Origin of the sequence: Parachitinimonas caeni (genome assembly GCF_030129945.1) — a bacterium.
In the GTDB taxonomy this organism is placed as follows: domain Bacteria; phylum Pseudomonadota; class Gammaproteobacteria; order Burkholderiales; family Chitinimonadaceae; genus Parachitinimonas; species Parachitinimonas caeni.
In genome coordinates this window covers 18,532-43,256 of sequence record NZ_JARRAF010000020.1, presented here as the reverse complement: position 1 = coordinate 43,256, position 24,725 = coordinate 18,532, and the positions used below count along the sequence as shown (strand labels likewise).

Annotated in this window: 24 protein-coding genes; 9 read left to right on the top strand and 15 right to left on the bottom strand. The window is 56.4% G+C overall.

Annotated features, from left to right (window positions below; translation table 11 throughout):
• Positions 1–122: 122 nt before the first annotated feature.
• Positions 123–800 carry a ribulose-phosphate 3-epimerase gene (gene rpe / locus PZA18_RS15805; RefSeq protein WP_284101832.1) on the top strand — a complete coding sequence of 226 codons (678 nt, stop codon included), beginning with the start codon at positions 123–125 and terminating at the stop codon, positions 798–800.
• 590 nt (positions 801–1,390) lie between these two features.
• The gene (locus PZA18_RS15800) at positions 1,391–4,147 is read left to right on the top strand and encodes a diguanylate cyclase (protein ID WP_284101831.1); all 2,757 of its coding nucleotides are present in this window, start codon (positions 1,391–1,393) and stop codon (positions 4,145–4,147) included.
• 53 nt (positions 4,148–4,200) lie between these two features.
• Here PZA18_RS15800 and PZA18_RS15795 read toward each other — a convergent pair whose 3' ends face one another.
• Positions 4,201–4,809, bottom strand: coding sequence for a thermonuclease family protein (locus PZA18_RS15795; RefSeq protein ID WP_284101830.1), 609 nt, complete (start codon positions 4,807–4,809; stop codon positions 4,201–4,203).
• 48 nt (positions 4,810–4,857) lie between these two features.
• Complete coding sequence (gene hpnC, locus PZA18_RS15790) at positions 4,858–5,697, bottom strand: squalene synthase HpnC (protein WP_284101828.1); 840 nt, start codon at positions 5,695–5,697, stop codon at positions 4,858–4,860.
• A 258-nt stretch (positions 5,698–5,955) separates the two neighbouring features.
• Between hpnC and PZA18_RS15785 the strand changes: the two genes are divergently transcribed.
• On the top strand, positions 5,956–6,582 hold the full coding sequence (locus PZA18_RS15785; protein WP_284101827.1) for a YchE family NAAT transporter: 627 nt from the start codon (positions 5,956–5,958) through the stop codon (positions 6,580–6,582).
• Positions 6,583–6,676: 94 nt separating this feature from the next.
• Here PZA18_RS15785 and PZA18_RS15780 read toward each other — a convergent pair whose 3' ends face one another.
• Together PZA18_RS15780 and fliW are read right to left on the bottom strand one after the other, a co-directional pair.
• Positions 6,677–7,243, bottom strand: a complete 567-nt coding sequence (locus tag PZA18_RS15780; RefSeq protein WP_284101826.1) for a hypothetical protein — start codon at positions 7,241–7,243, stop codon at positions 6,677–6,679.
• A 305-nt stretch (positions 7,244–7,548) separates the two neighbouring features.
• Positions 7,549–7,965, bottom strand: coding sequence for a flagellar assembly protein FliW (gene fliW / locus PZA18_RS15775; RefSeq protein ID WP_284101825.1), 417 nt, complete (start codon positions 7,963–7,965; stop codon positions 7,549–7,551).
• A 238-nt stretch (positions 7,966–8,203) separates the two neighbouring features.
• Here fliW and flgM point away from each other — a divergent pair, with 238 nt between their 5' ends.
• A complete protein-coding gene (flgM, locus tag PZA18_RS15770) occupies positions 8,204–8,518 on the top strand; it encodes a flagellar biosynthesis anti-sigma factor FlgM (RefSeq protein ID WP_284101824.1) in 315 nt (104 codons plus the stop codon).
• A gap of 19 nt (positions 8,519–8,537) precedes the next feature.
• Positions 8,538–9,038, top strand: a complete 501-nt coding sequence (locus tag PZA18_RS15765) for a flagella synthesis protein FlgN (protein ID WP_284101823.1) — start codon at positions 8,538–8,540, stop codon at positions 9,036–9,038.
• A gap of 14 nt (positions 9,039–9,052) precedes the next feature.
• Here PZA18_RS15765 and motD read toward each other — a convergent pair whose 3' ends face one another.
• Genes motD through PZA18_RS15740 form a run of 5 tightly spaced genes read right to left on the bottom strand, consistent with a single transcriptional unit; the run spans position 9,053 to position 12,741 of the window.
• The gene (gene motD, locus PZA18_RS15760) at positions 9,053–9,832 is read right to left on the bottom strand and encodes a flagellar motor protein MotD (RefSeq protein WP_284101822.1); all 780 of its coding nucleotides are present in this window, start codon (positions 9,830–9,832) and stop codon (positions 9,053–9,055) included.
• 21 nt (positions 9,833–9,853) lie between these two features.
• Positions 9,854–10,798, bottom strand: coding sequence for a S49 family peptidase (locus tag PZA18_RS15755; RefSeq protein WP_284101821.1), 945 nt, complete (start codon positions 10,796–10,798; stop codon positions 9,854–9,856).
• Positions 10,791–11,156 (bottom strand): Rieske (2Fe-2S) protein, encoded by a 366-nt coding sequence (locus PZA18_RS15750; RefSeq protein WP_284101820.1) that lies wholly within the window; start codon positions 11,154–11,156, stop codon positions 10,791–10,793. The genes PZA18_RS15755 and PZA18_RS15750 overlap by 8 nt, the downstream gene beginning before the upstream one ends.
• Positions 11,135–11,791, bottom strand: coding sequence for an HAD-IA family hydrolase (locus tag PZA18_RS15745; RefSeq protein WP_284101819.1), 657 nt, complete (start codon positions 11,789–11,791; stop codon positions 11,135–11,137). Before PZA18_RS15745 ends, PZA18_RS15750 begins: the two co-directional genes overlap by 22 nt.
• Positions 11,792–11,793: 2 nt before the next feature.
• Positions 11,794–12,741 (bottom strand): RluA family pseudouridine synthase, encoded by a 948-nt coding sequence (locus PZA18_RS15740; RefSeq protein ID WP_284101818.1) that lies wholly within the window; start codon positions 12,739–12,741, stop codon positions 11,794–11,796.
• A 756-nt stretch (positions 12,742–13,497) separates the two neighbouring features.
• Here PZA18_RS15740 and PZA18_RS15735 point away from each other — a divergent pair.
• Positions 13,498–16,779, top strand: coding sequence for an Rne/Rng family ribonuclease (locus tag PZA18_RS15735; RefSeq protein WP_284101817.1), 3,282 nt, complete (start codon positions 13,498–13,500; stop codon positions 16,777–16,779).
• 413 nt (positions 16,780–17,192) lie between these two features.
• Entirely contained in the window at positions 17,193–18,020 is an 828-nt protein-coding gene (locus PZA18_RS15730; protein ID WP_284101816.1) for an HDOD domain-containing protein, read from the top strand.
• Positions 18,021–18,194: 174 nt separating this feature from the next.
• Here PZA18_RS15730 and PZA18_RS15725 read toward each other — a convergent pair whose 3' ends face one another.
• Both PZA18_RS15725 and PZA18_RS15720 read right to left on the bottom strand, forming a co-directional pair.
• Positions 18,195–19,133 (bottom strand): fatty acid desaturase family protein, encoded by a 939-nt coding sequence (locus PZA18_RS15725; protein WP_284101815.1) that lies wholly within the window; start codon positions 19,131–19,133, stop codon positions 18,195–18,197.
• Between the two features lie 8 nt (positions 19,134–19,141).
• The gene (locus PZA18_RS15720; RefSeq protein WP_284101814.1) at positions 19,142–20,020 is read right to left on the bottom strand and encodes a lipase family protein; all 879 of its coding nucleotides are present in this window, start codon (positions 20,018–20,020) and stop codon (positions 19,142–19,144) included.
• On the opposite strand from PZA18_RS15720, the gene PZA18_RS15715 reads away from it, so the two are divergent.
• A complete protein-coding gene (locus PZA18_RS15715; protein ID WP_284101813.1) occupies positions 20,019–20,951 on the top strand; it encodes a fatty acid desaturase family protein in 933 nt (310 codons plus the stop codon). The genes PZA18_RS15720 and PZA18_RS15715 overlap by 2 nt on opposite strands.
• Here PZA18_RS15715 and PZA18_RS15710 read toward each other — a convergent pair.
• The 4 genes from PZA18_RS15710 to PZA18_RS15695 all read right to left on the bottom strand — a co-directional run bounded on the left by PZA18_RS15710 (position 20,842) and on the right by PZA18_RS15695 (position 23,917).
• Positions 20,842–21,618 (bottom strand): phosphatase PAP2 family protein, encoded by a 777-nt coding sequence (locus PZA18_RS15710; RefSeq protein ID WP_284101812.1) that lies wholly within the window; start codon positions 21,616–21,618, stop codon positions 20,842–20,844. The two genes, PZA18_RS15715 and PZA18_RS15710, sit on opposite strands and share 110 nt — an antisense overlap.
• A complete protein-coding gene (locus tag PZA18_RS15705) occupies positions 21,615–22,481 on the bottom strand; it encodes a GNAT family N-acetyltransferase (RefSeq protein WP_284101811.1) in 867 nt (288 codons plus the stop codon). The genes PZA18_RS15710 and PZA18_RS15705 overlap by 4 nt, the downstream gene beginning before the upstream one ends.
• A 99-nt stretch (positions 22,482–22,580) precedes the next feature.
• Entirely contained in the window at positions 22,581–23,027 is a 447-nt protein-coding gene (locus PZA18_RS15700; protein ID WP_284101810.1) for an SRPBCC family protein, read from the bottom strand.
• A 257-nt stretch (positions 23,028–23,284) separates the two neighbouring features.
• The gene (locus tag PZA18_RS15695; protein ID WP_284101809.1) at positions 23,285–23,917 is read right to left on the bottom strand and encodes a TetR family transcriptional regulator; all 633 of its coding nucleotides are present in this window, start codon (positions 23,915–23,917) and stop codon (positions 23,285–23,287) included.
• A gap of 130 nt (positions 23,918–24,047) precedes the next feature.
• Between PZA18_RS15695 and PZA18_RS15690 the strand changes: the two genes are divergently transcribed.
• Positions 24,048–24,707, top strand: coding sequence for an O-methyltransferase (locus PZA18_RS15690; RefSeq protein WP_284101808.1), 660 nt, complete (start codon positions 24,048–24,050; stop codon positions 24,705–24,707).
• Positions 24,708–24,725 lie beyond the last annotated feature (18 nt).

Genomic DNA, 24,725 nt, shown 5'->3' with positions numbered 1-24,725 from the left:
CTGCGTACAGCAACAATCGTGCAGGCAGAATGCCCACGCAACCGTGCATTGCACACGAATTCGGGGGTAGTCGCAAGTTGGCGTTAAAATTGAATTTTTCAATCCGCAAGGCTTAAAAAAATATGCGCAACTATCGCATTGCTCCGAGCATCCTGTCTGCCGACTTCGCCCGTTTAGGGGAAGAAGTAAAAGCGGTCATCGCAGCAGGTGCTGACATCATTCACTTTGATGTGATGGATAACCATTATGTGCCCAATCTGACAATCGGTCCGTTGGTGTGCGAGGCAATACGGCCGCACACCCAAGCGCCGATCGATGTGCACTTGATGATCAAGCCTGTTGATAGCCTGGTGCCGATGTTTGCCAAAGCCGGTGCCAATATCATTACCTTTCACCCGGAAGCCAGTGAACATATCGACCGTACCTTGCAATTGATCCGGGATCAGGGCTGCAAGGCCGGATTGGTGTTCAACCCAGCCACGCCACTCTCCTATCTCGATCACGTCATGGATAAGATCGACATGGTGCTGATCATGTCGGTTAACCCCGGGTTTGGCGGCCAAGCCTTTATTCCTGAAGCCTTGCGCAAGATTTCACAGGTTCGCGCCCGTATCGACGCTTACCAAGCAGAAACCGGGCAGGAAATCTGGCTGGAGGTCGATGGCGGCATCAAGACCGAGAACATCGCGGCGGCGGCCAAAGCAGGCGCAGATACTTTTGTTGCAGGTTCTGCGATTTATGGCAGTGGCGACTATCGCACCACCATCGAGGCCATGCGGGCACAGCTGGCAACGGTATAAACCAAGCCCCCTGGCAGGGGCTGTTACGCGACGACCACGGCATCTTGGTCGTCGCATCAATTGAAGCAGGAGGTCAGGCATCTCGGATGTTTTCGCGACGACGACCTTGCACCACCTCAAGGAGACACCGCAAAACGTCATTCGCGCCTAGGAGTCCCCTCTGATTCAGTTCTATAGTGGTAAGTGAAAGGGCTTTCATCGGCTTGCTGTCGTTCGCGAGAAACTTGTGGCGCACAATGATCTGGCTGTTGCGGTGTTGCATCGGCCTGGCACGCCCGGATACTCCCAAACAAGACCGCCCCCCCAGCCAGGTGAGCAGAGACTGGAACGAAGCCAACTGGCGGCTTCACCACACCGCAAATGGATTGTGCTGCCTGTTTGCATCCTTCGGCCCTATGGCATTTATGAGGTGGTCCGATGCTGCCAGTTCTTGCACTGTTTCCCTCTGGCCTGTTGCCCGACCCAATACGGTATTGCCCTTTTCTGCCTGCCAGTGCTTCATATCGCTTCTCTGGCCCGAAATGCCGCCCTCCCCCTACATCCCTTAGTGCTTCTGTCACCCCTGCCAATTGGCGGCCACCGGGGTGGTCATGATTGCACCACGGCTATCGAGCAAGCTCATATTGCTGCTGGTGGTAACGCTTTGTGCGTCTACCATTGGTCTGTCGTTTTCGATCTGGCAAGAGCTACGTACTACGCGAGCCGAAGTCGAAGCCCAGAGCAAGACGATCTCCGACCAATACACCGAGACCTATCTAAGCCAGCTTTGCCGAAGCCGGGCCACCTTGCTGGATGTAAGGCTGGCTGAGCTGCAAACCCGTCTTCTGCATGACGCCAAGGCGCTATCCGGCCTGATTGCCAATCGCCCGGATGAACAAACCATCAAGCAGGCACAGTTCGGCACAATCGACCAAGGAGCCAATGTCTGGTTTCTGCCCACGGGCAAACCTTATGTGCTACTCCCCAGCCGCAGTGGGGCAAACATGCGCAAAGAGCCGGTTCCCGATAGTTTCACTTCTATCACCAGCACCGGGCCGGAACCCGGCTGGCACCCTCCGCGAATTGATGACTTCGGTGTGCGGAACCGCTGGGTCGTAGATTTCACGGCACCGGTCAGCAATGGTCGGGGCGACCATGGCATTCTGGGAGCCAGCGTGGCGCTAGGGCAGCTGCTGGCCGAGCTGGATCGAAGCAACGCAGTACCCAATAGCTATTCCGCGTTAGCTGATGCCAATGGCCATCTGCTCGGCGTCAGCTTGAGCCAAACCAGTACGGGCTACTCCTACGAGCAGAACAGCGAGCTGATTCAGGATGCAGCCATCATTGAGCGAACCCTGGCCAATCTGAAAACCGGGGAAAGCGATCTGATCAAGGTGAGCATTCATGATGAGCAGCACTATCTGGTGCTCCGCCCCCTCGCCAGTGTTCCCTGGCGACTGGTCATCGTGATTCCGGAACGCTCGGCAAGCCCGGTCACCAACAATCTGTCCCAAGTGTTACAGGATGCCCGTCAGCGTTCGCTCAAGCGCATCATTTCTGGCCAGCTCGTCACGCTCTGCATCATCATCGGCATCGCACTGGGTTGGCTGGCCAGACTAGTCGAACCGCTGGAAAAACTTGCCACGGTTGCACGCCTGGCGGCCCAAGGGGATTTCAGTCGCCGGGTCTACCTCAAACAGAACGATGAAGTCGCCGAAGTCGCCTCAGCATTCAACGCCATGGCTGAGCGGGTGGAAACCACCGTCCGCCAGCTTGAAACCTCGAATCAGGAACTCGCGACCACCAACCAGCACCTGTCACTCAAGCTCGATGAGCTGCAAATTGCCAATCGCGCTCGCCAGCGTGAAATGGCCCGCCGCGAGCATATCGAAGCCGCCTTGCGGGATAGCGAAGCCCGCCTGACTGCGTTGCTGCGCTATACGCCGATTCTGGTCACCCTGAAAGATCTGGAAGGTCGCTATCTGTTGGCGAATGCGCGCTTTTCCCGGCTTTGCAATCTGCTTCCAGAACAAATCATCGGCCGCACAGATCGAGAATTATTCGAGCCCGAAGTCGCCGCCATGCTGCATAACCACGATGGCCATGCCCTCAAGCTGGGGGATCTGACCCCCACGGAAGAATGGCTACCCTACGAGGGCGAGCAGCGCCTGTTTCTGACAACACGTTTTATTTTGAACGACCCACTGGGATCTCCATACGCGATCGGCACAACGGCAACCGACATCACCGAGCGCTGGCAGACCGAGCAAGAGTTGCTCGATACCAAGGCGAACCTCGACAGGCTGGTTGAAGAAAGGACCATGGCGTTATCCGCCGCCAATGCTGCACTGGAGCGGGAGATCAGTCAGACACAGCGACTGGTGAGTGAGCTGGAGGAATCGGAGCAGCGCTACTCCTTGCTGCTGGATCACGCGTCGGACGGGGTGGTACTGACGCAGGATGACAAAATTCTGCTCGCAAACCCAGCGTTTGCCAGGCTGGTAGGCGTATCAGGCCAGGAGGTGCTTGACCGCGCCTTTATCGACTTTGTCTCACCGAATTTTCGCGACAAGTTCGAGATGCGCAGTCGCCAGCGGCTGGCTGGTGACCGGGTAGACACCATTGATGACACGCGCCTGCTGGACATGTTTGGCAAAGAGATCGAGGTTGAAGTCTCGTCCGGGATAGTCAGCCTGCATGGCAAACCAGCGCTGATTGCGATTCTGCGCGATGTGCAGCAACGCAAGCAGGCCGAACGGGCATTGAAGGAAGCCAACGAGCACCTGCGTCGGCTGGCGATTACCGATGCTCTGACCGGCCTCTATAACCGCCGTCATCTGATGCAGCAACTGGAGCTGGAATTCGCCAGGGCCGAGCGCTACGACATGCCCTTGAGTGTGCTGATGATCGACATCGACCACTTCAAGCACGTCAACGATCAGTTTGGCCATCAGGTTGGCGACAAGGTCTTGCAGCATGTGGCCGAAATCCTGCGGGACCGCACCCGCAATACCGATTTCGTCGGACGCTATGGCGGCGAAGAATTCACCGTGATTCTGACCAACACCGGTTCGCAGGATGCCGCTGCACTGGGGGAATCGCTCAGATCGAAGCTTGAGAGCACCCCCTGCCAGCTTGATGGCGTCAATCCGGTTCGCCTGACCATCAGTCTGGGTTGCGCGGCCATTCCGCACACCGAAATTCACAGCACGGACAGCCTGCTCAAGCACGCTGATGACGCGCTCTACAAGGCCAAACATGCCGGCCGCAACCAGCTATGGCTCGACGAATCGGGCTGCTTCACCCCAGGTGCCGCGCTGGAGCCAGATTCCCCCTCACAACCACCCCAGGCCAGTGCGGAACCCTGAATACTGCCAGAGCCTAGGGTTGCACGGGTGATGCGCGACGCAATCCAGTACCCTCAACCACCACGCGCTTCCTTCTGGCTACGGCGATAGTCCCAAGGCGCCGTCGGCCCCGGATCGGACCATAGGCCGGCACGCTGATGCTTGGCCTTATCCATAGCATCTTCATAGCGCCCAAAGTCATCGCCGGACTGCTTCCCCTTGGCGAACTGGGTGTAATGCCATGCCAGCCCTTTGGCGACCTGCTCGTAGTTGATGTCCGCCCCCTCCATGCGTACCCGCCCAACGGTACGGCCATAGCGGTCGGTATCAATGACCTCGACTTCAACCCTTTGCTTGAGCACGCGATCCGCCAGCTGCTGGCGAGCGCGCGGGCCGAACGGCTGCGCCTTTTCGGGCGCATCAATGAAGGCAAGCCGCACTTTATATTGCTGATCACCATCCACCACGGTAACGGTGTCTCCATCCGAAACTGCGGTTACCGTGCCTTGCACGCTCCCCTTGGGTGGGCTGCCTGTCCGGGCGGGTTTGAAAGGTGGATTGGCATACCATGAATAACCCGCCCCGATCAGGATGGCCAACGCCCCGATCCGCGCGGTCCAGGTGCGGGCGGTGACCAGGGTGTACACGGCTTTCACTTGTTTCTGAGAAGGTCTGCGCGCCATTGTTTGTGATCCTGTTTCATTGTTTTGTATCTGACATCCGACTCGGTGTTAGCGCTTGCGCAGAGCGCGCCAGATCATGCCTGGCCAATCTCTCGCGCCCAGCACAGGGCGATGCCGGAAGACATCGCCTCCACCCGCTGCCAGCTTCTGCAAAATGGTATCGCCCCCTACCACAATCAGCCGTATCTCCAGCCCAATCCGCCCCTTCAGCCGAACCCCGAGTGGCGAACCGGCACGCAGAATCTTGCGGCTTCGCTCGATCTGCATCATTAGCAGCGCTTTGAATCGGGCATCGGCGGTACCCGCAGCCATTTGCTGCGCCAAAGCTTCCTCAGAGACGCCGTACTCGGCCATTTCGTCCTGCGGCAGATAGATCCGCCCCTTGGCGTAATCAATCGCCACATCCTGCCAGAAGTTGATCAACTGCAAGGCAGAGCATATGCCGTCAGACAGCGCGAGATTGCGCGGCTCAGCCTCTTTGAACAGGTGCAGCATCAGCCGTCCCACCGGGTTGGCCGAGCGACGGCAATACTCCATCACCTCACCAAAATGGGCATACCGGGTCTTGCTGACATCCTGCACAAAAGCATCGAGCAGATCATGAAACAGCTGCAGCGGCAGTTCGTGCTCGGCCACGACACCCGCCAGGTCGCGGAACAATGGCGTCAGCGGTGTTTGCCCAGCGGCAATACGATCCAGTTCAGCCCGGTACTCCCCCAACAAGCGCAATCGCTCTGCAGCGGGCAGATCACCTTCATCAGCAAAGTCATCCGCATTGCGCGCAAAGTGGTAGAGGATGGATACAGGGCGCCGCAGATGCCTGGGTAGCAAAATTGAAGCAACCGGGAAATTTTCGTAGTGATCAACCTGATAGCTCGCAGAAGACATTCCGAATCGCGCCAGGACAAGAAGAGGCGCGGATTATACCCGTGACCGGCAGTCTGGCGGTGGCCAGGGATACGGGGCGTTCGGCCAGCACACAAAATGTATGCCAGTCTGCTCGCTTACTGTGGAAAACCTTACTGCGAGGGCTCCAGATCAGCTGCTAAGCTTGATTGCATACGCTGATCGGCTGGTATCCACCCTGACTCTACCAGAGCCGACCAGACCGACAGGCCTTCCCCCTCGACCCAGATGGAGCCCCACATGGAAGCGTTGAAGTCCTTTATCTCGCTACTGGTGATTATCAATCCCATCGGCGCCATCCCCATTTTTATCAGTCTGACCAGCCATCAAAGTGACAAAGAGCGCAAGCGAACCATTCGTCTCGCAGCGTTTGCCGTCGCAGCCGTGTTAACCGTTACAGGGTTGATCGGCGAACGGGTAATCGCCCTGTTTGGTATCAGCATCGCTTCTTTTCAGGTAGGCGGAGGAATTCTGATCCTGCTGGTTGCCATTACCATGCTGAATGCGCAGGTGGGCGGCTCAAAGCAAACCAGTGAGGAGCGTGTCGAAGCCGAACACAAACCCAGTATCGCCGTGGTGCCACTGGCCATCCCCTTACTGGCTGGCCCCGGTGCGATGAGTACCGTCATCATCCATGCGCAGAAAGCCACCCATTGGTATGACTTTGTCTATCTGGTTCTAAGTGCCGGTGGCATCGGCATCATTTGCTGGCTTTCCTTGAAAATGGCAGCCCCCATCAGCCGGATACTCGGGCAAACCGGCATCAATATCGCTACCCGTATCATGGGCCTGCTGCTGGCCGCCATCTCGGTTGAGTTCATGGTGGATGGGCTGACCCAGATGATCCCGGCGCTGCAACGTCACTAAGTTGTTCCTGGCGGGAGAAAAGACCGATCGCCAAGATCATCTGGCGATCGCCCCCTCAGTCCACCCACAGCAACGCCGGGGCATCAAACACCTGTTATCGGGTCAGAACCGGCTCTTTGGAAATCGTCAGCGGCGAAGTGCCTAAGTCCTTGATCGACTTGATGCCGACTTCCAGCAAAAAATCCATCTTGCAAGGCTGCCCATTACATCGTGGCGGTTTGAATGGGGTCATCATTAGCACCGCACCCGCCACTTGCGCCAGCTTGGGGTCAGGGGTTTCCAGTGACGACACCGACTGCACTACACCGGCATCATCCACCGACGCCAGTAAAGCCAGCGTGCCTTTAGCGTCAATGCCAGCTTTGTCCTGCTCAGCAAGAATATGTTTTAGCAGCGGCCGCAGCCCTTTGGCAGGAAATGGCGGCTCATCCGACTCAGCCATCTTTTCGTAGCTATCCCTGATCTTTTGCTTGAAGCGGCTTTCCAGCGAGGCATATGTCTGGTCGAGAGGGAGCTCCGACACCATCCGGACGGGGCGCAAGTGCGTGCCGGTTGGTGCATCTTCATCCCGCAAGCTGAACATCGCATCACCCGCCGCAAGGGCTTGGCCAGCAATCATGGAAGCAATAAGCACCGAGAGAATTTGTGTCATTTGTTTCATTTGTTTTATCCGTGCGTAGTTTGATGAAAACCATGTCTGAAAGCGGAAAAATCTAGCAAAGTTGCCCGACGCCCAAGCACGCTTTGCGACAGAAATACCGATTGGCGTGATGAAATGCGATACGCGACGGATGGCTGATCACCGCATCAAGCGGCGCTGCCGATCAAGAGTTGGCTGGGTAGCATCCTGCTGGCTGGCCTGAATACAAGAGCGGCTACCGCATTTGACAAGCCCAAAGGAAGGATTTGGAAGTACAGCGCACGGGAGAAAGAGCGAGGAGACCCTCGCCCCACATCAATCTGACATCACTCACTGAATACCAACTGACATCGCATGCCCATTTTCTGCAAGGCAAGGCGGCTGGCCGTGTTCAGAATCACCGGAGCCTGTGTATTGGCCTTGATTTCGGTGGTGTTTTCGATGTCTCGAAGCAGCAGTAGCAACAGCACCAGATCAGCCGGGTCTTTGACATTCAGCAAGGCACTCTCCTCATCGGACAGCGCGACCTCATACTGAACCGCCAGCCTCGCCGGCTCAATGACACTGAATACGATTTCCGTGTCATCCAGTGACTGAAGCCACAGCGCAATAGGGGTTGGTGATTCCTCATGCAGCAACTTGAAGCGATGACAATGCTCAAAACCCGGCAAGCCCCGCGGAAAGGTAATGATGGTGGATTCATCGACCTCGATCGGGCCAAACCGTGGAGTAACTATCTGCATGAAGATGCCCTTTCCTTGGTTGATTACCTGGCCTTGCCTGCAAAACCAGGGCGAATATAGTGTCGTATAATTCCAATCGGGCTGAAGTGCCAGCCATTCATTATAGAATCCGTAAAGATTTCGATTTTTTTGCCAGAACGGGCTAAAGTTTTGGCATGACCTGTCGATATACGGCGTAAGATCGTTTGCCGTCTAAAGCGGCAGTCTGGCAGTGCAGATGCCGCAGCAGGGGATAGTCATGAAGATTGACAACACAGGAAAGCCGATTTCAGCACCTTTAACAAAAGGAGCAGAGTCCCGCGCATCGGCCGCGCCACGCGCCAGCAAGGATGAGCCCGCCCAGCCCAGCCGCTCGGACAGCGTCGAGATCAACCCACTGACTTCTCGCTTGCAGTCTCTTGAAGCGCGACTGGCGAGCCAGCCTGTGGTGGACGAGAGCCGGGTCGCCGAGATCAAACAAGCGATTGCAGATGGCCGCTTCAAAATCCGGGCCGATGTGATTGCGGACAAGCTGGTCGCCAGCGTGAAAGAGCTGCTGGCCAACAAAGGATGAAGGCTGTCAGGGGAACTGATTGAGCAAACCACCCAATCTCAACACAAATAATCAACTTCTGACTTTGCTGACGACTGAATTGGCAGCGCTTCAGCGTTTTGTCGAATTACTGCAGTCCGAACAGACTGCCCTGATTGAAAATCGCCTCGACTCACTGATCGACCTGGCCAAGACCAAATCCGATCTTTCCGCTGAACTCGAATCACTGGCCAAAATCCGCAAAGCAGCTTTTGGAAGCCTCGGCATCCAGATCAGTCCAGACTTTCCCCACGATTTACTCATTCCTGACAGCGTTTGCCTGGATGATGCTACAGACGTGATTCCCCGGTGGCGAGACCTACTCCAAACCGCAAGGCAAGCTAGCGCACTCAATCAGACCAATGGCAGCCTGATCGACACCCGCCAGCAACAGAATCAGCAGTTATTTTCGATTTTGCGAGGAAGTTCTTCAGTCACTGGCTACGATGCCAGCGGGCAGATCAAAATGACGGCGAGCGGCAATCGCCTGGGAGAGGCTTAGGCTCTGTAGACATTTTAGGGTGATGGCTTGACCGACTTAAGAGTAGCCATTTCCTCACTGTTTTTCGCCAGTATTTCAATCGTCACCCGACGATTTCTGGCACGGCCTTCCGGCGTATCGTTACTCTCCAAGGGGCGATTTTCCCCATAACCGAGCGCCACCATTTTCGACGAGCTGACCCCAGTCGCTTCAAACAACCTCACAACCGTCCCAGCACGCGCCGCAGACAGCTCCCAGTTAGACGGAAACACGGGTGAATTGATCGGCACGTTATCGGTGTAACCAGAAACCTTGATCAACTTGTCAGGCTTGGCAAACTGCTCTGCCAACTGAGTCAGCACACCAATTGAACGGCCATCGAGTGTTGCCGAACCAACAGGAAACAGCAGATTGGAAGATATTTCCACCATGATGCCGTGTTCAGTCTGCGTAATACGGATCTGACCGTCCTCAATCGGCTTGGCCATGACATCCTTCAACTGGCGCGCCAGGGCATCCATCTCTTTTTTCTGCTGGGCCCGCTCAGCCTCTTCTTTGCGTTTGACACTAGGCAGCTGGATGGCTTGTGTGCGGATATCGCCATGCTGCGATATATCTACCAGCTTGGAGCTGGTGGGAATGGTTTTGAAAGCGTTGATCAATGCATCCGACAGAATCTTCTGCTTGCCTTCATTAACCTGGGAAATGGCATACATCACCACAAAAAACGCAAACAGGAGGGTGATGAAATCAGCATACGACACCAGCCAGCGCTCATGGTTATCGTGCTCTTCGGGCTTGGGCCTGCGAGCCATATTCACCCCCTCCGGTTTTATTTAGCGCAAGGTAGGCTCAAACAGCGTACCAACGCGACTTGCCATACTGGTGCCCACCGAGCGCGCAAAGCGCTCGCTCCAGTGTTCCTTGGCAGTAAAGTTGACAATCTGATCAGCGTGGATAACTTCGCGAGCCACCTGATCAGTCGAACCAATCGCATCCGCCAGGCCAATCTCGATGGCACGCTCACCACTCCAAACCAGCCCTGAGAACATATCCGGCGTTTCCTTCAAGCGCTTGCCACGGCCATCCCGTACTGTCTTGATGAACTGCTCATGGATTTCTCCCAGCATAGCCTTGGCGTAATCCACTTGCGCCGGATTTTCAGGCGAAAAAGGATCAAGAAACGCCTTGTTACTGCCTGCAGTCAGAACGCGCCGCTCTACCCCAAGCTTTTCCATTGTCCCGGTAAAACCAAAACGATCCATGATCACGCCAATGGACCCAACCAGGCTGGCCTTATCTACATAGATGCGGTCGGCCGCCACGGCCACGTAATAAGCTCCCGATGCACAGATATCCTCAACGACCGCATACAGTGGAATATTCGGATGCTGTTTACGCAGGCGCTTGATCTCGTCATTGATCTGTCCCGATTGAACCGGACTACCACCAGGGCTGTTGATCCTGATCACCACGCCTTTGGTATTCTTGTCCTTGAAGGCATTGCGCAAACCTTCAATGACGCGCTCAGCACTCGCCTCACCGCCACCGGCAACGACGCCATGCAGTTCGACAACCGCCGTATGGGGGCCTTTGTGTGCGCCTTCATCATCCCCCCCACCAATCCAGGCGACCAACAGGCCCAACACCAAGAACAGGTAAGCAAACCCGACAAATTTAAAGAAAATCCCCCAGTTTCGTGACTTACGCTGCTCTTTCAGGGTTGTAAGAACCAGCTTTTCCAGGACCTCGCGCTCCCAGTTTGGATTCGTCTCATTCATGCAACTTGCTTTCATCAGGAAGAAAATAAACCGCACCGGCCTCTTCAATCAGGTGCAGCTTGGTCAGCCGTCGCCCTTTGCACGGACCGCCTCTGCACAAACCGGTGTCGGGGCTATAGTAGGCACCGTGGGTTGCACAGATCAAATACTGGCCGGACAGATCAAAGAAGTCACCCTCGTTGAAGTCCAGCTCCACCGGAACATGCTGGCATTCATTGATATACCCATGAACCTTGCCTTGAAAGCGGACCACAAAGGCCGGAACAGGGGTATGTCGCCACTCCGCCTGAAACCGGATACCCCGCTCCGCATCCTTCAACGCCTCACTCTGGCAGATCAGCCATTTTCTTTGAGCCATGACATCAGATGTCCAAAGTTATCGAAGCAAGCCAGCGGGTCGGCAGCCAACAGGTCATCTGCCGCATGCGCGCCGTAATTCATACCAACACTGGCAGCACCAGCGTTGCGAGCCATATTCAAGTCATGCGTGGTATCGCCGATCATCAAGGTTCTGTTCAGATCAACACCCAGATAATCGGTAATTTCAATCAGCATCTGGGGATGGGGCTTAGAGTGACATTCGTCCGCACAGCGGCTGGCATCAAAATAACTAGTCAAGCCCGAACTCGTCATGGCATGGTCCAGACCATGACGTGATTTGCCCGTTGCCACAGCCAGCCAGTACCCCTCCTGCTTGAGGTAAGCAATCCCCTCTTCTACTCCCTCAAACAAACGGATCTTCTCAGTCTGTGTTAAATAATGGTGCCGATAAGCGTCCACGACCTTATGAATCTCCTCCTGGCTGGCATGAGGTGCCAAAGTCTGCATGGCTTCCTTCAGGCCATAACCAATCACGAATGCTGATCGCTCTGCGCTGGGCTCAGGCATGCCTGCATCGCGAAAGGCCGCTTGAATGGCATAAACGATGGTTCCGGTCGAATCCATCAAGGTGCCATCCCAGTCAAATACAATCAGATCAAAGCGCTTTGCCATGGTTATTGCGCATCCTCTTTAGTCAGGCGTTCAAGGTAACGTTGCAGTTCAGGCGGCAAAGGGGCTTCAAGCACCAAGGGCTGATCGCTTAGTGGGTGCTTGAACCGTAGCCGCCAGGCATGCAGGAACATGCGCTTGAGGCCCTGGCGCGCCAGCTGCCGATTCAATCCGAAATCACCATACTTCTCATCCCCCATAATCGGGAAGCCGCAATGCGCCAGATGCACCCGGATCTGATGAGTCCGTCCTGTCTTCAGTTCCGCCTCGACCAAACTGGAGCTCGACCAGCACTGTTGCCGGCGGACGATAGTATGGGCTTCCTGACCATCTGCCGACACCCGAACCCGTCGCTCACCGTCTTCGGTGTTGTACTTGAACAGCTTGAACTTCAAATGCTGCGTCTTCTCGGGAAACGCCCCCGGCACCATGGCCAGATAGCGCTTGTCTATACCAGTACCGCGCATTGCATCGTGCATTGCCACCAGCGCCGATCGCTTCTTGGCTATCAGCAACAAACCCGAAGTTTCACGATCCAATCGATGAACCAGCTCTAGAAACTTGGCTTGTGGCCGTGCCGCACGCATTTGCTCAATCACGCCAAAGCTGACCCCACTGCCACCATGCACAGCAATCCCCGCAGGCTTATTGATAACCAGCAAGGCTTCGTCCTCATAGACGATCGGCAACTCATTAGTAGGAACAGGTTTCTCAGTCGGCGCAGACTCAGCAATACGAATTGGAGGCAATCGGACCAGATCGCCCGTGTTGACACGGTACATGGCATCAGTCCGCCCCTTGTTCACCCGCACCTCGCCACTACGAATGATGCGGTAGACATGGCTCTTGGGAACCCCTTTCAGGTGCCGCAGCAGGTAGTTGTCCAGGCGCTGGCCGGCGTCTTCTTCGCCGACCTCAAGGTAGGAAACGGAATCTTTGCTTATCGTGTTCATCTTGTCATATACTCGGAACGCCCCGGCAAATTTGGGTTCAAACGCCGGAGCCCTGCCCAAAAGGCGCGCCACTGTAATAACTTCACCCCTGACCGGCCGATGCATGATTTTCAGCCTTCGCCCGGATGTCTTTAAATCAGTGCGGTGAATTAGTTGATTGGTTTGGCAGCATCAGCCCGACTCGGTTGCCCGCTCGTTCTTTTCCCCCGTCCATTCCCTCTTGCCGTGCCATGACGAAGCTTAGTTCGTCGCTGCGCACCCTCGCGCGCAAGTTCGACGACTAGGGAAATCAACCAGCGCCCAGCCTAGCTCTCGCCCTGATGCAGGTTAACGTCGCTCACCCAAAAGCAGCGATGGTACTTGATTTGACATACAAACGCACACCCGGACACCGGCCATCACCTTATTAGCGACAAGCTCCTTTGCCCCACTTGCCCCTACAAGAACCAGCACCATGTTGCTTGGTCGGCATCTTGGCTACTCAAGCGCCATTGTCTGAACTTGTCAGGAGAACAGTGAGTGCCATACAGCTTACCGCCAGAGCCAGAGTCATCTGATCTGCCGCAGGCCATCGGTGATGTCCACTAAAAAGCAGACACGCAACCCAGCTTACAGATCTCAACGACAGGTATTTTGGAAATCCACTGTTGAACCTTCATAAGCTCAGCACACCCCAAGCGGTGTGATCCGATCCGGTGCGGCCAATAGCCGCAAGCGTGTTTGTCCTGCCCGTCCGCGTGCGCGCAGGGGATTTTGATGAAAAGAATGTTATTTAACGCGACGCAGGCCGAAGAGCTTCGTGTCGCCATTGTTGACGGCCAGAAGCTTATTGATCTGGACATCGAAACCGTCGGCAAGGAACAGCGCAAGAGCAACATCTACAAAGGGATCATTACCCGGATAGAGCCTTCCCTTGAGGCTTGCTTCGTTGACTATGGCAACGAACGCCATGGCTTTCTGCCTTTCAAGGAAATTGCCCGCAGTTATTTTCAGGATGGTTACGAAGGGGGGGGACGCCCTCGTATTCAGGACGTGCTGCGCGAAGGCATGGAACTGATCGTTCAGGTTGAAAAGGACGAACGCGGAAACAAAGGGGCCGCCCTCACCACTTATATTTCCCTGGCTGGCCGCTATCTGGTTCTGATGCCGAACAATCCTCGTGGCGGAGGCGTTTCCCGCCGCATTGAGGGCGAAGAGCGGCAGGAGCTGCGCGCATTGATGGACCAACTGGACGTGCCTGCCGGTATGTCCATCATCGCCCGAACAGCCGGCATCGGCCGTTCACTGGAGGAACTGCAGTGGGACTTGAACTACCTGCTGCAACTATGGCGCGCCATTGAGAAGGCGGCTACCGAGCAAACTGGCGCATTCCTGATCTATCAAGAAGGTAGCCTGGTTATCCGCGCAATTCGCGACTACTTCCAACCGGATATCGGCGAAATTCTGGTCGATACCGACCTGATCTACGACCAGGCACGGCAGTTCATGACACACGTCATGCCCGGCAACGTCAACCGGGTCAAACTGTATCGCGATGATGTGCCACTGTTTTCGCGCTTCCAGATTGAACACCAGATCGAAACCGCATTTTCGCGTGAGGTCAATTTGCCGTCTGGCGGCGCAATTGTTATTGACCATACCGAAGCACTGGTTTCCATCGACGTTAACTCAGCTCGTGCCACACGAGGTTCCGACATCGAAGAAACCGCGTTGCGGACCAACCTGGAAGCCGCAGACGAAATTGCCCGCCAGCTGCGCCTGCGCGATCTGGGTGGCCTGATCGTCATCGACTTCATCGACATGGAGAACGCCAAAAATCAGCGTGAGGTGGAAAACCGCCTGCGTGATGCGCTTCGCCATGATCGTGCCCGCGTACAAACCGGCAAGATCTCCCGCTTCGGCCTGCTGGAACTATCACGTCAGCGCCTGCAACCTAGCTTGGGTGAAACCAGCCACATTCCTTGCCCGCGCTGCCATGGCACCGGCTTTATCCGTGGTATTGAGTCTTCTGCCCTGCATATCCTCCGCATCCTGCAGGAAGAAGCCATGAAGGAAAACACAGGGGCTGTGCATGCACAGGTTCCAGTGGACGTTGCGACCTTCCTCTTGAATGAAAAGCGTGCCGAAATCTATGCCATCGAGGCTAGACTGAAGGTCAGCGTGGTGTTGATTCCCAACATCCACCTGGAAACCCCGCACTACAAAGTGCAACGCCTGCGTCACGATGATATCAATCAGACCGAAGACGCCCTCCCCTCCTACAAGATGATGGAAGCCCCGGCGGAAGAAGGCTATGCCGCAGCCCACCAGCATGACCAAAACAAGCCGCCACGGCAGGAAGCAGCCGTTAAGGGAATTACCCCGGCCCAGCCAGCGCCGGTTACCGTAGAGCCCATGCCGGTAGAAGCTGTTGCCGCCAAGCCGTCGCTGTTTGCCAGGATCATTGGCTGGTTCAAGGGCGAGCCCGAGCCAGCACAACCCACTCCAGCCAAGGCAGGGGCAACTGCTGCTCAACGTCCTCGTCGCGATGCCGCCCCGCAACAACGGCGTGACCGCAATGATCGGCAGGACAGGCAAGATGGCAACAAAGCCCCCCAGCCGGAACAACGCCGAGGCGGCAAGCCGCGTATCGAGGAAGACGAACAATCGCGCCGCGACAACCAGGCCAATCGCAATGAGCGTCGGGATAGCCGTAACGAAGCGCGTGGTAGCGAGCGTACGGAGGGCAGTCGCAACGAAAACCGTAGCGAAAGCCGCCAGGAACAGCGTCCTCAGCAAGAACCAAGGGAACAGCGCAGCAACCGTCAGGAGAACCAGGACACCCCGCGCGAGCCACGTGAGCCGAGAGAAGCGCGTGAGCCCCGTGAACCTAGAGAAGCGCGCGAACCTCGCGAGCCGAGAGAGCAGCGCGAACCGCGTGAGCCACGCCAGGATCGCAATGCGCAGCAGCCCCGCAACGAGCGCCCGCCGCGCGAGCAGCGCGAGCCTCGTCCGGAGCAAACATCCGCGCCTGTAGCCGTTGCAACTGCCGCGATCGAGAGCCCGGCTGCCGTAGAGATGCCGGATGGGCTGGATAGCGGAGAAGGCCGCAATCGCCGCCGTCGTGGTCGTCGTGACCGCCGAGGCGATAGGGGAGAAATGGGTCAATCCCAAGAGCAATCGCTGGCAGTTGAAACTACCGCCGTCACCAACGAAGCCGGAGTATCGCCAGTCACGCCAGTTCATCAGGAACAAGTACCGGCCAGCCATAGTGTTAACGAACCGGTAACCGTCGCAGCGCCTGTCGTCGCCGCGACCGAAGTGGTTCCAACACCGGCAAACGTAGCGGTTGCGCCTGTTGCGCAGGAGGCTACTACCGTCGTAGCGGTGCCAGCGCCAACCGCACCAGAGCCGGTGCCCGCACCCGTCGTTGCTTCAACCGCCTCTGAAGCAAGCGCTGCCCCAGCCGTTACGGCGCCAGCGTCTCTTGACCCGATTGCAGAGAGCGCACCAGCTCCCGCAGTGGCGGCACCATTGGAATCCACCCCCAAGGAAGCTGTAACGGTGGTTCATGAAACCAAGCCAGCGACACCGGTGATGCCTACGGCGGAAGTTCAGGCCGCCGTTGCACCGGCAGCGGAAGTTGCAGCTCCAGCGCCGATGCCTATCGCCCCTGCCGTAGCGAAGGTCGAAGCAGCGGCTACAGCGGCGGTGGCCCCTGCTAGCCCCGTTGCCGAGCCAACGCCGGTCGAAGAAGTGTCCGACCTCATCCAGGTTGCGACCAAGTCTCTGCCTGCCGAAGTGGTGGCTGCAGTTGAATTACCCGTTACGACCGCACCACGCCGCCGCCGTCGCGATGTCTCGCAAGACAAAACCACACCACCGCAGGCAGACGAGCTGCAGCAGGTAGAAACCGCCAGCAAGGAAGCGCTGGTGGTCGAGTCTGTCGTTGAAGCACCACGTGTGCAGCGCCGACGCGAAAAGTCGGTGGAACGCGCAGAAGTGGCTGATGCGCCACTACAGCAAGTGGAAACACAGGCCAATGGCAAAGTGGACTAGTGCCTCTGCCTGATGCCGTAGCAGGTTGCAGACAACACTGACTGCAACCTGATTTGCAACCCAAACAAAAAGAGCGGGCACTCCCGCTCTTTTTGCGTTTTAGCGCCCTGCGACCATCTCCATGTATCGAAGACTGCAGAACGAGGTTGATTTGAAAATGCTTTGGACAAGGTGCTGTTGATACATTCTTTCAGACCACGATTCGCTGGAAAATAGCCAGGTCTGCGACTTGTTCCAGGCTGTTTTCCGGCGAATCGTGGTCTGAAAAAGTGTCAACAGAGCCTAGCAATGCGGGGTGTGGACCTCATCATGGCTCTTTCTGATTGCCGTCAGCTTGGCACCCTTTCGAGCCATGCTCTAGGATGAACTAAACCACCCACCACCCCAGAATTGTCTCCTGGAGGAAGTCCAAAATGAAGATGGAAGCGATTTTCGAGCAAACTCACAAGCTACCTACAATACCGAAGGTCGTTCAGGAACTCATAGACAGCTTCAATCAGGAAGATGTCGATATTGGCGAAATCGGCCGCAAGATTGCGCTTGATCAGGTTATTACCGCCAAGGTGCTTCGTTTGGCCAATTCAGCACACTATGGTGCTGCCCGACAAATCGGGACCATCGAGGAAGCCGTGATCGTATTGGGGTTCAATACTCTGCGCACCTTGGTCGTTGCATCAGGGGTTACCGGTGCTTTTGTTGCCACCCCGGGTTTCGACCGGCAAAAATTCTGGCAGCGCAGTGTGGCAGTCGCCTCTACTGCCAAGTGGCTTGGCAAGTTTGCCAAGATCAACCCGGACGGGGCCTTTACCGCCGGCCTTATTCATAACATCGGCGAACTGTTGATTCACATCGTGGTGCCTGAAATCGCCACCAAGATTGATGCCGCCGTAAAAAGTGGCGCCAATCGGGTCAGCCTTGAAGACGTTCAGATTGGGTTTGACTACGTGATGGTCGGTGAGGAGCTGACACGGCGCTGGAATTTCCCGGCAGAAACGCAGCAAGCCATCAAATTCCAGGCCACACCGCTCACGCAGCAGCCATTCTCCAAGCTATCTGGCGTATTGCACTTGGCCATTTACCTGACCGATGCACTGGACGACAACATCCCGGCTGCTGACATCGTTCAAGACTGCCCAGCCGAGGTTGTCGAAAAACTCGGGTTGGACATTGAGTCGATTGTTGAAGGTCTACCCGAAGCAATGAAAATGGGAAGCGAACTCTCAGACATGCTTTCCCGCTAATGAGGCGTGCCCGCCACTCAGCCGCCAATCTTTCAACGGTGCCGATACCCTTAGGCGCTCAAGCAAAAGCCGACATTCAGCGTGTCGGCTTTTTGATTTCGGGCCACCACCCGAATCTGCGCCTCATTTAACCAGCAGCCACATTCACGCTTCGCCCCCTGCTGCATAATGCGATCAAGGCAAAACGCCAGCCTGCCGATACCATGAGTTCAGCGCGGCAAGCCGCTTCATACCGACTCTCGGGTGCAAGTGGTGAACTGCATGAAATCCGATCCCGTGCGGAAACAGTAGAAGCTCTCCCCACACGCCCCAGTCATGCGTCCGTGTCGTCCTCAGAACAGTCGTGGTTTTCGTATCAAGGCAAGGCTGATGCAGATGCTCGGCGATCACGCGATTCGCATTGGCAAGGCCCGCCACCGCCAAGGGCAGTGCATAGGCAAGCAAAAACGCTTTGGGTGACCACCAGGCGATTGCCATCAGTATCAGAACAAATGCCACCTGCGCGGGTTCAGCCCTCAAACAAATCACCAGCTCTTTTACGGTTTGAGGAGAAGTCAGGGGCGTGGGTGATTTGTCGCCGAGAAACACTCTGGCGTAAGTGACGCGCCAATCCAGGCCAAGCAACACAAGGCAACCGAAAAATGGACGCACATGCCAGGCCAGGGGCAAGAGCAATCCCCGCAGTCTCCCCAACACCGCAGGTAGCAAGTGATCACTTGCCCCGTGCTTGAAGTAGGGATCCGCCGGCAGGCCGTGGCCTTGATGATGCCGCAGATGGTGATAACGCATCGCCGCGAGCGTCGTTGCGATGGGGTAAGCCGCCAATAGCTGCAGCCCCCGCGTCGCCCAGGGCTGCGCGGCCAACCGGCCTTTGGGTAGATGGCAGGCATCATGCAACACCACCCCCAGCGCATGCAGCCGGCCACCTATCAGTACGATGATCAACGCTTGCAGAAGCCACGCCCAGCCAGCTACCCCCCACAAACCCGCCATTGCACCCCATAGCAGCAGGATTACCAGCCAATCCATCAAAGCCGCCCACAGCAGCTCATTGAGCGTTGATTCCGCCAGCAAGACAGCCGGAATGCCGTCGCGTCGATGTCGAGCGCTCACAGCCCGCGTCATATCTGCACACTCGCTTCGCCACGGCGGGCCGCCAGCGCGGCCAAGGTCAACCAGAGCTGACCAAGGGGAAAGCGCTGACTACCCAGTGTAGGCTGGCTATGGTTTACCGATTTCAGGATGATCGTCTCACTGACAGGCCAGAGCTGGTCATCCAGAAAGAACAAGCCATCATGCAAATGCCCCGGCGCCCGTTTGGCCATGCGTGAATGCTGAGCCTCAATCCCCCACCCCGGCGTATCGGACCAGCTGGCTACGCAGATCAGCGGCGCGGCAGGTCGCGCACCATCCCACTCCGGCAGGGCTTGGCTGATAGCGGCTGTCGTCAGCTCCTGGCTCGCAGTCCAGGCCCCCATCACTCGCAAAGCTCGCGCCTGAGACCGCTCCCGGATACCCGAAGGCCGGGCGAGATCTTCCAGCAAGGGGCAACCACTGCGAGGGGTCTGACAGAACACCAGCGCCGACACCCGCGCCGCCCAATCCGGCCGGGTACGGCATAACTCCAGCGCCTCCAACCCACCCTTGCTGTGGCAGAGCAGAATAACGGGGCGCTGGCTGGTACCCACGAATGGGCTCTCGTCCAGCCAGCGGGCCACCCGCGCCGCATTGGCAGCGATGGTTCCACCGCCCGCACTGGGCGCAATCCGGCATATCCATCCGGCGTCGCGCAAGATCTGCAATGGCACCTGAAAATGACCGGGCAACCAGGCGCCGAACAAGCCACGCCAGAGCACTAATAATGGATCTCTGGCACCCGGACGCAATTCGCTGGTGTGGCGATCACTGGCAACGACCGCTGCCAGCCGTCTAAACTCACCACAACCATCCATCGCCAGCCAGGCGCCCAGATCAGGCTGACACCAACGGGACCTCAACATGCCTTTCACCCCTCAATCCGGCGGATCACCGCGTTATGGACGTATGAATCTGGCGATTGCCCTGGCTCAGATCCTGGCTTGGGCTGGCACCCTGACAGCCCTGAGCATCGTACAAAACTGGCCTGTCCGCATCCTGCTGATCGTGTTTTTTTCCTTGATGATGCAGGGTGTGTTCTCGCTCATGCATGAAGCGATTCACGGTCAGGGTCATCCAGACCGCCGGCTCAATCAGGCCATCGGTCTCCTCACGGGCGTGTTGTTTGGCACCGCCTATACCTTGTTCCGGGTGAATCACGAGGGCCACCATGTGCGCAACCGCACTCCCGCCGAACTCTCTGAATTCATCCTGCCCGGTGAAGTGGCCTGGAAAAAAGTCGTCCTGTATTACTTTGCTGTCTTAGGGGGCATCTGGCTCGGTAGCGTCATTGCCAGCCTGTTCATCCCCTGGTTGCCCTACTCGGCTCGTCACCGATTGGCCCGGCCACGCCAGTCGATGGATGGCTATGCCCTGTCTTTTGCGCAATTCTCGCCCTCAGACTGGACAACCTTTCGCCTCGACAGCCTGTGTCTATGGCTGTTCTGGGGGGGCATCGTCTCTTTTGGTCCCTGGCCAGTCTGGCAATTGATGATGGCCTATGCAGCCTTTGGCTTCTCCTGGTCATCGCTGCAGTGGGTCTATCACCTGCGTACCCCGCTACACCCGATCGAAGGCGCCTACGATCTGCGTGCCCCAGCCCCCATTCGCTGGCTGATGCTGAACTTCTGCTACAACCTCAGCCACCACCGTCAGCCACGGCGTCCCTGGCAAGAGCTGCCATCAATCAGTCGTCCAGGGGAGACGCAACCGCTCTGGTATCGCTATCTGGGGATTTTCCGCCCCCCGGTTGCACTCCCCCAAGACCTGCGGGCACTGGAAAAGCGCTATTTCTGAAGCCGAAAAACACCCCATACGCCGCGAGCCCCAAAGCCAGCCCGGCCAGCACATCCACTACATAGTGCTGCTTGAAAGTCAGCGTGGACAGCGAGATGCAGACCGCCGCCACCCAGGCCAGAACATGCCGTCCCCACCCTCTGCACCGGGGAAACGCGGCCACGCACAACACCGAGGTACTGACATGCAAGCTGGGCAGGCAATTCACCGGCTGATCGATCAGCCGCCACCAGCCTGCCAGCGCCCGATGCACCGGTGCCGCATCCAAAGGAATCGGAAAAACTTCACGCGGGAAACGAACCGGCCAGATCACAAACACCATCACTGCAAAAAGCTGCGATGCCAACATGGCATAGATGAAGCGACTCTTCCGCTCTCCCCCATCCAGACGCAAAAAAGCCACCACAATGAAAAGATAATTACAGGCGTAGACCCAACCACTGCCGGGCCAGAATGGAATCGCATAATCCAGCGCCGTCAAGGGCAGCGTCGAAGCTGCAGCCGCCGACTGATTGGTCCACCAATAGCCAAATCCGCCAAGCACCAAACCGGTCAAGGCCACCGGCCAGATCGCCACAGACCGTAGCGGCACAACCCTGATCGGCAACATCCCCTTCACCGACTCCCCGAACCGGAATCGCCACACGCCAAAGCTCGCAAGGCTCACCCCAATTCAAACGAAGTAATGCCGTATATCTTTTCCAAAGGCATATCCGGAAAGGCTTTCGTATACATACGTGCGGTTTCAAACACCGGTTGCATCCCGAATTTTTCTGCCAGCCGGATAGCGCTTGCATTGGGCTCCGGCACATCCAGAAAGACTTCTGATCTATCAGACACCACAGAACTCAAAGCCATAAATAATGCCTCGGCAATTTCACTGTTCTCGGCATTTAATGGCCCAATTTTAAAGCCTTGATGGCTCTCTCTGATTGAGCCATACCCCACAATACGCGCCCCCTCGACAGCAACCAGGGTTTGCGTATTTTCCGGCGCAAACCAATTGCTGATAAATGCCCTTCGCTCATCCGGAAAAAACTGGCTATCGTATTGCAGTAAATTCTCCATATCGACACCCATTACCGGCAGGATCTTACTGGAAACCGTGCATTTATTTGCCCTGCCCGAATATCGAATATTCCTATGTGCCAACTTGAACCCGGACTTCTTATAATTATCCTGCTGAGCCAGCACGCCATCCAGCCCGATATTCCTGCCCGCCAGACTGGCAATCGCCGCTTCCCAAAGCTTAAAGCCCAAGCCGCGCCCCCTGAATTCATTTCTTACAATATATAAACCAATAAAACCAAAACCCGCCCCATACTTTACCGCTGAAATAGTCGCCACCATTTGATTGGCGTATTTCCCTGCCAGAAAACCGGTTGTATCTGCTTTATAAAACCCCAGGACATCGCGCAGGCCAGGATCCCACCCTTCCGCCTTGGCCCAATCCACTGCGGTGGCCAACTCATCGGCAGACATGATGGAGATAGAATACTGCGAGGGATCAATTACACGCATCATCGACATATCAGGCTCATCGGTTAAATGCAGAGCAGTCGCTATCCGTATCAAATACCCGGCACTGCACGCATGTTCTGGTCACTTTCAAAGCTACTTTACTGCAGATTATTCGCGAATTTCCGGCTCAACCAGCAACGTCAGCAATTGCAATGACTCCTGCCAGCCTAAATAACACGCTTCAATAGGTATCATGTCTGGAATGCCCTCCTGAATAATGTGCATCTCAACCCCGCACCAAATACTCTTCAAGGTCACGGTCGTTTGCATGATTCCGGGCAAGTTCGGGTCATCAAATACTGCGGTATATCGCAGTTTCTGATTCGCCATCAGCTCCAGGTATTCGCCGCCAAAAGAATGGCTTTTACCTGTTGTCAGATTTGTAAATGACATTTTGTACTGACCACCCACCTCCGGCTTCATTTCATGAACCCTGGCGGTAAATCCATGCGGCGGCAACCATTTTGCCCAAGCGTCAGGATTCACAAATGCAGCGTAAATTCGTTCTGGACTAGACCGGATAACACGATGTAATTGCACTGTTTGTGTCGGCACTGCAATCTCCCAATCATGGCTCACCCAAAGAATGATGGCAGACTACCAAACCGATTGCTGGGATTTACCGACCACCTAGCAGGCTGGCCCCTTCTATACGGCTGTTGCCTCAAGCCTGTGCTGACATTGCCCTGCTGCATTGCCAAACCTGACGGACCGGGTTACGCGTCACAGAGCCGACGCCCTGCAGGCAAACCCGGCTGAGCTTGATTGCATTGACGTATCCAACATTGCAGCAACGGGCGGCCCGCAAACGCTTAACGGCCTGCCAGCTCCTTCAAATACGCACTGAACATATCTGCCATGGCATCGGCGTAGGCGCTTATCTCTGATGGCGTACGAGGCGTCTGGGAAAACTCCTTGCCTCCACTACTGAAGGTCATGGTGATCATATTGCCTGCCATGTTCCGGACCTCATCCGAAGCATCTGGCAGGACTTCCTGCATAAATGCCAGGAATATCGCTTCAAATGCCTCTCTCGCTTCCTGTGACTCTGGTGCATCGCGATAAAGCGGGGCCGCATCGCTAAGTGCCGTGCGCATTTCTGCTTCATCACACTCCGATCGGATGAAGGCGTGGACCAACCCACGCAGTCGCTCAAGCGGCGGCTTATGCATTTCCTGCAAGATGCCGAGCAGCATTTCGGTAGTCCGCTGCCATTCATCACTCTGCAACCGGAACAAAATCGCGGCCTTGTTCGGAAAGTATTGATATACCGATCCAACACTGACTCCGGCTTTCTCTGCAACACGCGCAGTGGTGAAACGTTGCGCACCTTCCTTGGTTAAAACCTGAATAGCCGCCTCCAGTATCGCGGCGACAAGTTCTGTTGAGCGGGCCTGCTGCGGCTGTTTTCGCGAGGCAATCTGCGGGGTTCGGCGGTTGGTCATGGGCGCGTCAAGACTCCAAAGGCAATGCGAATATTAAATGCGAATAGTTCGTCGTATTATGTAAATGCGACGAATCAATCGCATTTTAGTCATGCGCTACACGGCGCTCAACCAAAATCTGGAGGCTCCCATGGCCACAACACTCAATACCCCGTTGTTTTCCACCCTGCTGGATCGCCTGTTCAAACAGGCCGATCAAGCCACCAGTCCGGCTCTGCAAGCGCTCACGTCCGACGAACACGAACGCTTGATGCATAGCAAGACTGAATACCTGAGCCTCTACGGCCTGCTGAAGGAGGCATGGCTACCCGTCTCTCGTGAAACCGGCACGCTGCTGTACATGCTGGCGCGCAGCATTCGCGCTGAGTCTGTGGTCGAGTTTGGCACATCATTCGGCCTCTCAACGCTTCACCTTGCGGCAGCCTTGCGTGACAACGGCGGCGGTCGTCTGATCACTACCGAATTTGAGCCGTCAAAGGCCAGCAAAGCCAAGGCGCACCTACAGGAAGGCGGCTTGCTTGATCTGGTCGAAATTCGGGAAGGTGACGCACTCAAGACCCTCGCCACAGACCTGCCAGAATCCATTGATCTTCTGCTGCTTGATGGCGCCAAAGCGCTTTACAGCGACGTTCTGAGCCTGGTGGAAAGCCGACTGAAGCCCGGCGCACTCATCATCGCCGACAACGCCGACTTCAGCCCGGAATATCTGGCACGCGTGCGACAGCCGCATGGCGGCTACTTATCCGTCCCTTTTGCCGAAGATGTCGAGCTATCCATCCGCCTCGGCTGAGGGAGTAACGGTAGCAAA

Excerpts from the sequence above, each read along its gene's own strand:
- PZA18_RS15780 (WP_284101826.1), bottom strand. The coding sequence starts at position 7,243 with ATGAAACAAATGACACAAATTCTCTCGGTGCTTATTGCTTCCATGATT.
- PZA18_RS15690 (WP_284101808.1), top strand. The coding sequence starts at position 24,048 with ATGGCCACAACACTCAATACCCCGTTGTTTTCCACCCTGCTGGATCGC.
- hpnC (WP_284101828.1), bottom strand. The coding sequence starts at position 5,697 with ATGTCTTCTGCGAGCTATCAGGTTGATCACTACGAAAATTTCCCGGTT.
- PZA18_RS15745 (WP_284101819.1), bottom strand. The coding sequence starts at position 11,791 with ATGGCAAAGCGCTTTGATCTGATTGTATTTGACTGGGATGGCACCTTG.
- PZA18_RS15705 (WP_284101811.1), bottom strand. The coding sequence starts at position 22,481 with ATGTCGATGATGCGTGTAATTGATCCCTCGCAGTATTCTATCTCCATC.
- PZA18_RS15755 (WP_284101821.1), bottom strand. The coding sequence starts at position 10,798 with ATGAATGAGACGAATCCAAACTGGGAGCGCGAGGTCCTGGAAAAGCTG.
- PZA18_RS15715 (WP_284101813.1), top strand. The coding sequence starts at position 20,019 with ATGCCTTTCACCCCTCAATCCGGCGGATCACCGCGTTATGGACGTATG.
- PZA18_RS15750 (WP_284101820.1), bottom strand. The coding sequence starts at position 11,156 with ATGGCTCAAAGAAAATGGCTGATCTGCCAGAGTGAGGCGTTGAAGGAT.
- PZA18_RS15800 (WP_284101831.1), top strand. The coding sequence starts at position 1,391 with ATGATTGCACCACGGCTATCGAGCAAGCTCATATTGCTGCTGGTGGTA.
- PZA18_RS15785 (WP_284101827.1), top strand. The coding sequence starts at position 5,956 with ATGGAAGCGTTGAAGTCCTTTATCTCGCTACTGGTGATTATCAATCCC.
- PZA18_RS15795 (WP_284101830.1), bottom strand. The coding sequence starts at position 4,809 with ATGGCGCGCAGACCTTCTCAGAAACAAGTGAAAGCCGTGTACACCCTG.
- flgM (WP_284101824.1), top strand. The coding sequence starts at position 8,204 with ATGAAGATTGACAACACAGGAAAGCCGATTTCAGCACCTTTAACAAAA.
- PZA18_RS15735 (WP_284101817.1), top strand. The coding sequence starts at position 13,498 with ATGAAAAGAATGTTATTTAACGCGACGCAGGCCGAAGAGCTTCGTGTC.
- motD (WP_284101822.1), bottom strand. The coding sequence starts at position 9,832 with ATGGCTCGCAGGCCCAAGCCCGAAGAGCACGATAACCATGAGCGCTGG.
- PZA18_RS15720 (WP_284101814.1), bottom strand. The coding sequence starts at position 20,020 with ATGTTGAGGTCCCGTTGGTGTCAGCCTGATCTGGGCGCCTGGCTGGCG.
- rpe (WP_284101832.1), top strand. The coding sequence starts at position 123 with ATGCGCAACTATCGCATTGCTCCGAGCATCCTGTCTGCCGACTTCGCC.
- fliW (WP_284101825.1), bottom strand. The coding sequence starts at position 7,965 with ATGCAGATAGTTACTCCACGGTTTGGCCCGATCGAGGTCGATGAATCC.
- PZA18_RS15740 (WP_284101818.1), bottom strand. The coding sequence starts at position 12,741 with ATGAACACGATAAGCAAAGATTCCGTTTCCTACCTTGAGGTCGGCGAA.
- PZA18_RS15730 (WP_284101816.1), top strand. The coding sequence starts at position 17,193 with ATGAAGATGGAAGCGATTTTCGAGCAAACTCACAAGCTACCTACAATA.
- PZA18_RS15695 (WP_284101809.1), bottom strand. The coding sequence starts at position 23,917 with ATGACCAACCGCCGAACCCCGCAGATTGCCTCGCGAAAACAGCCGCAG.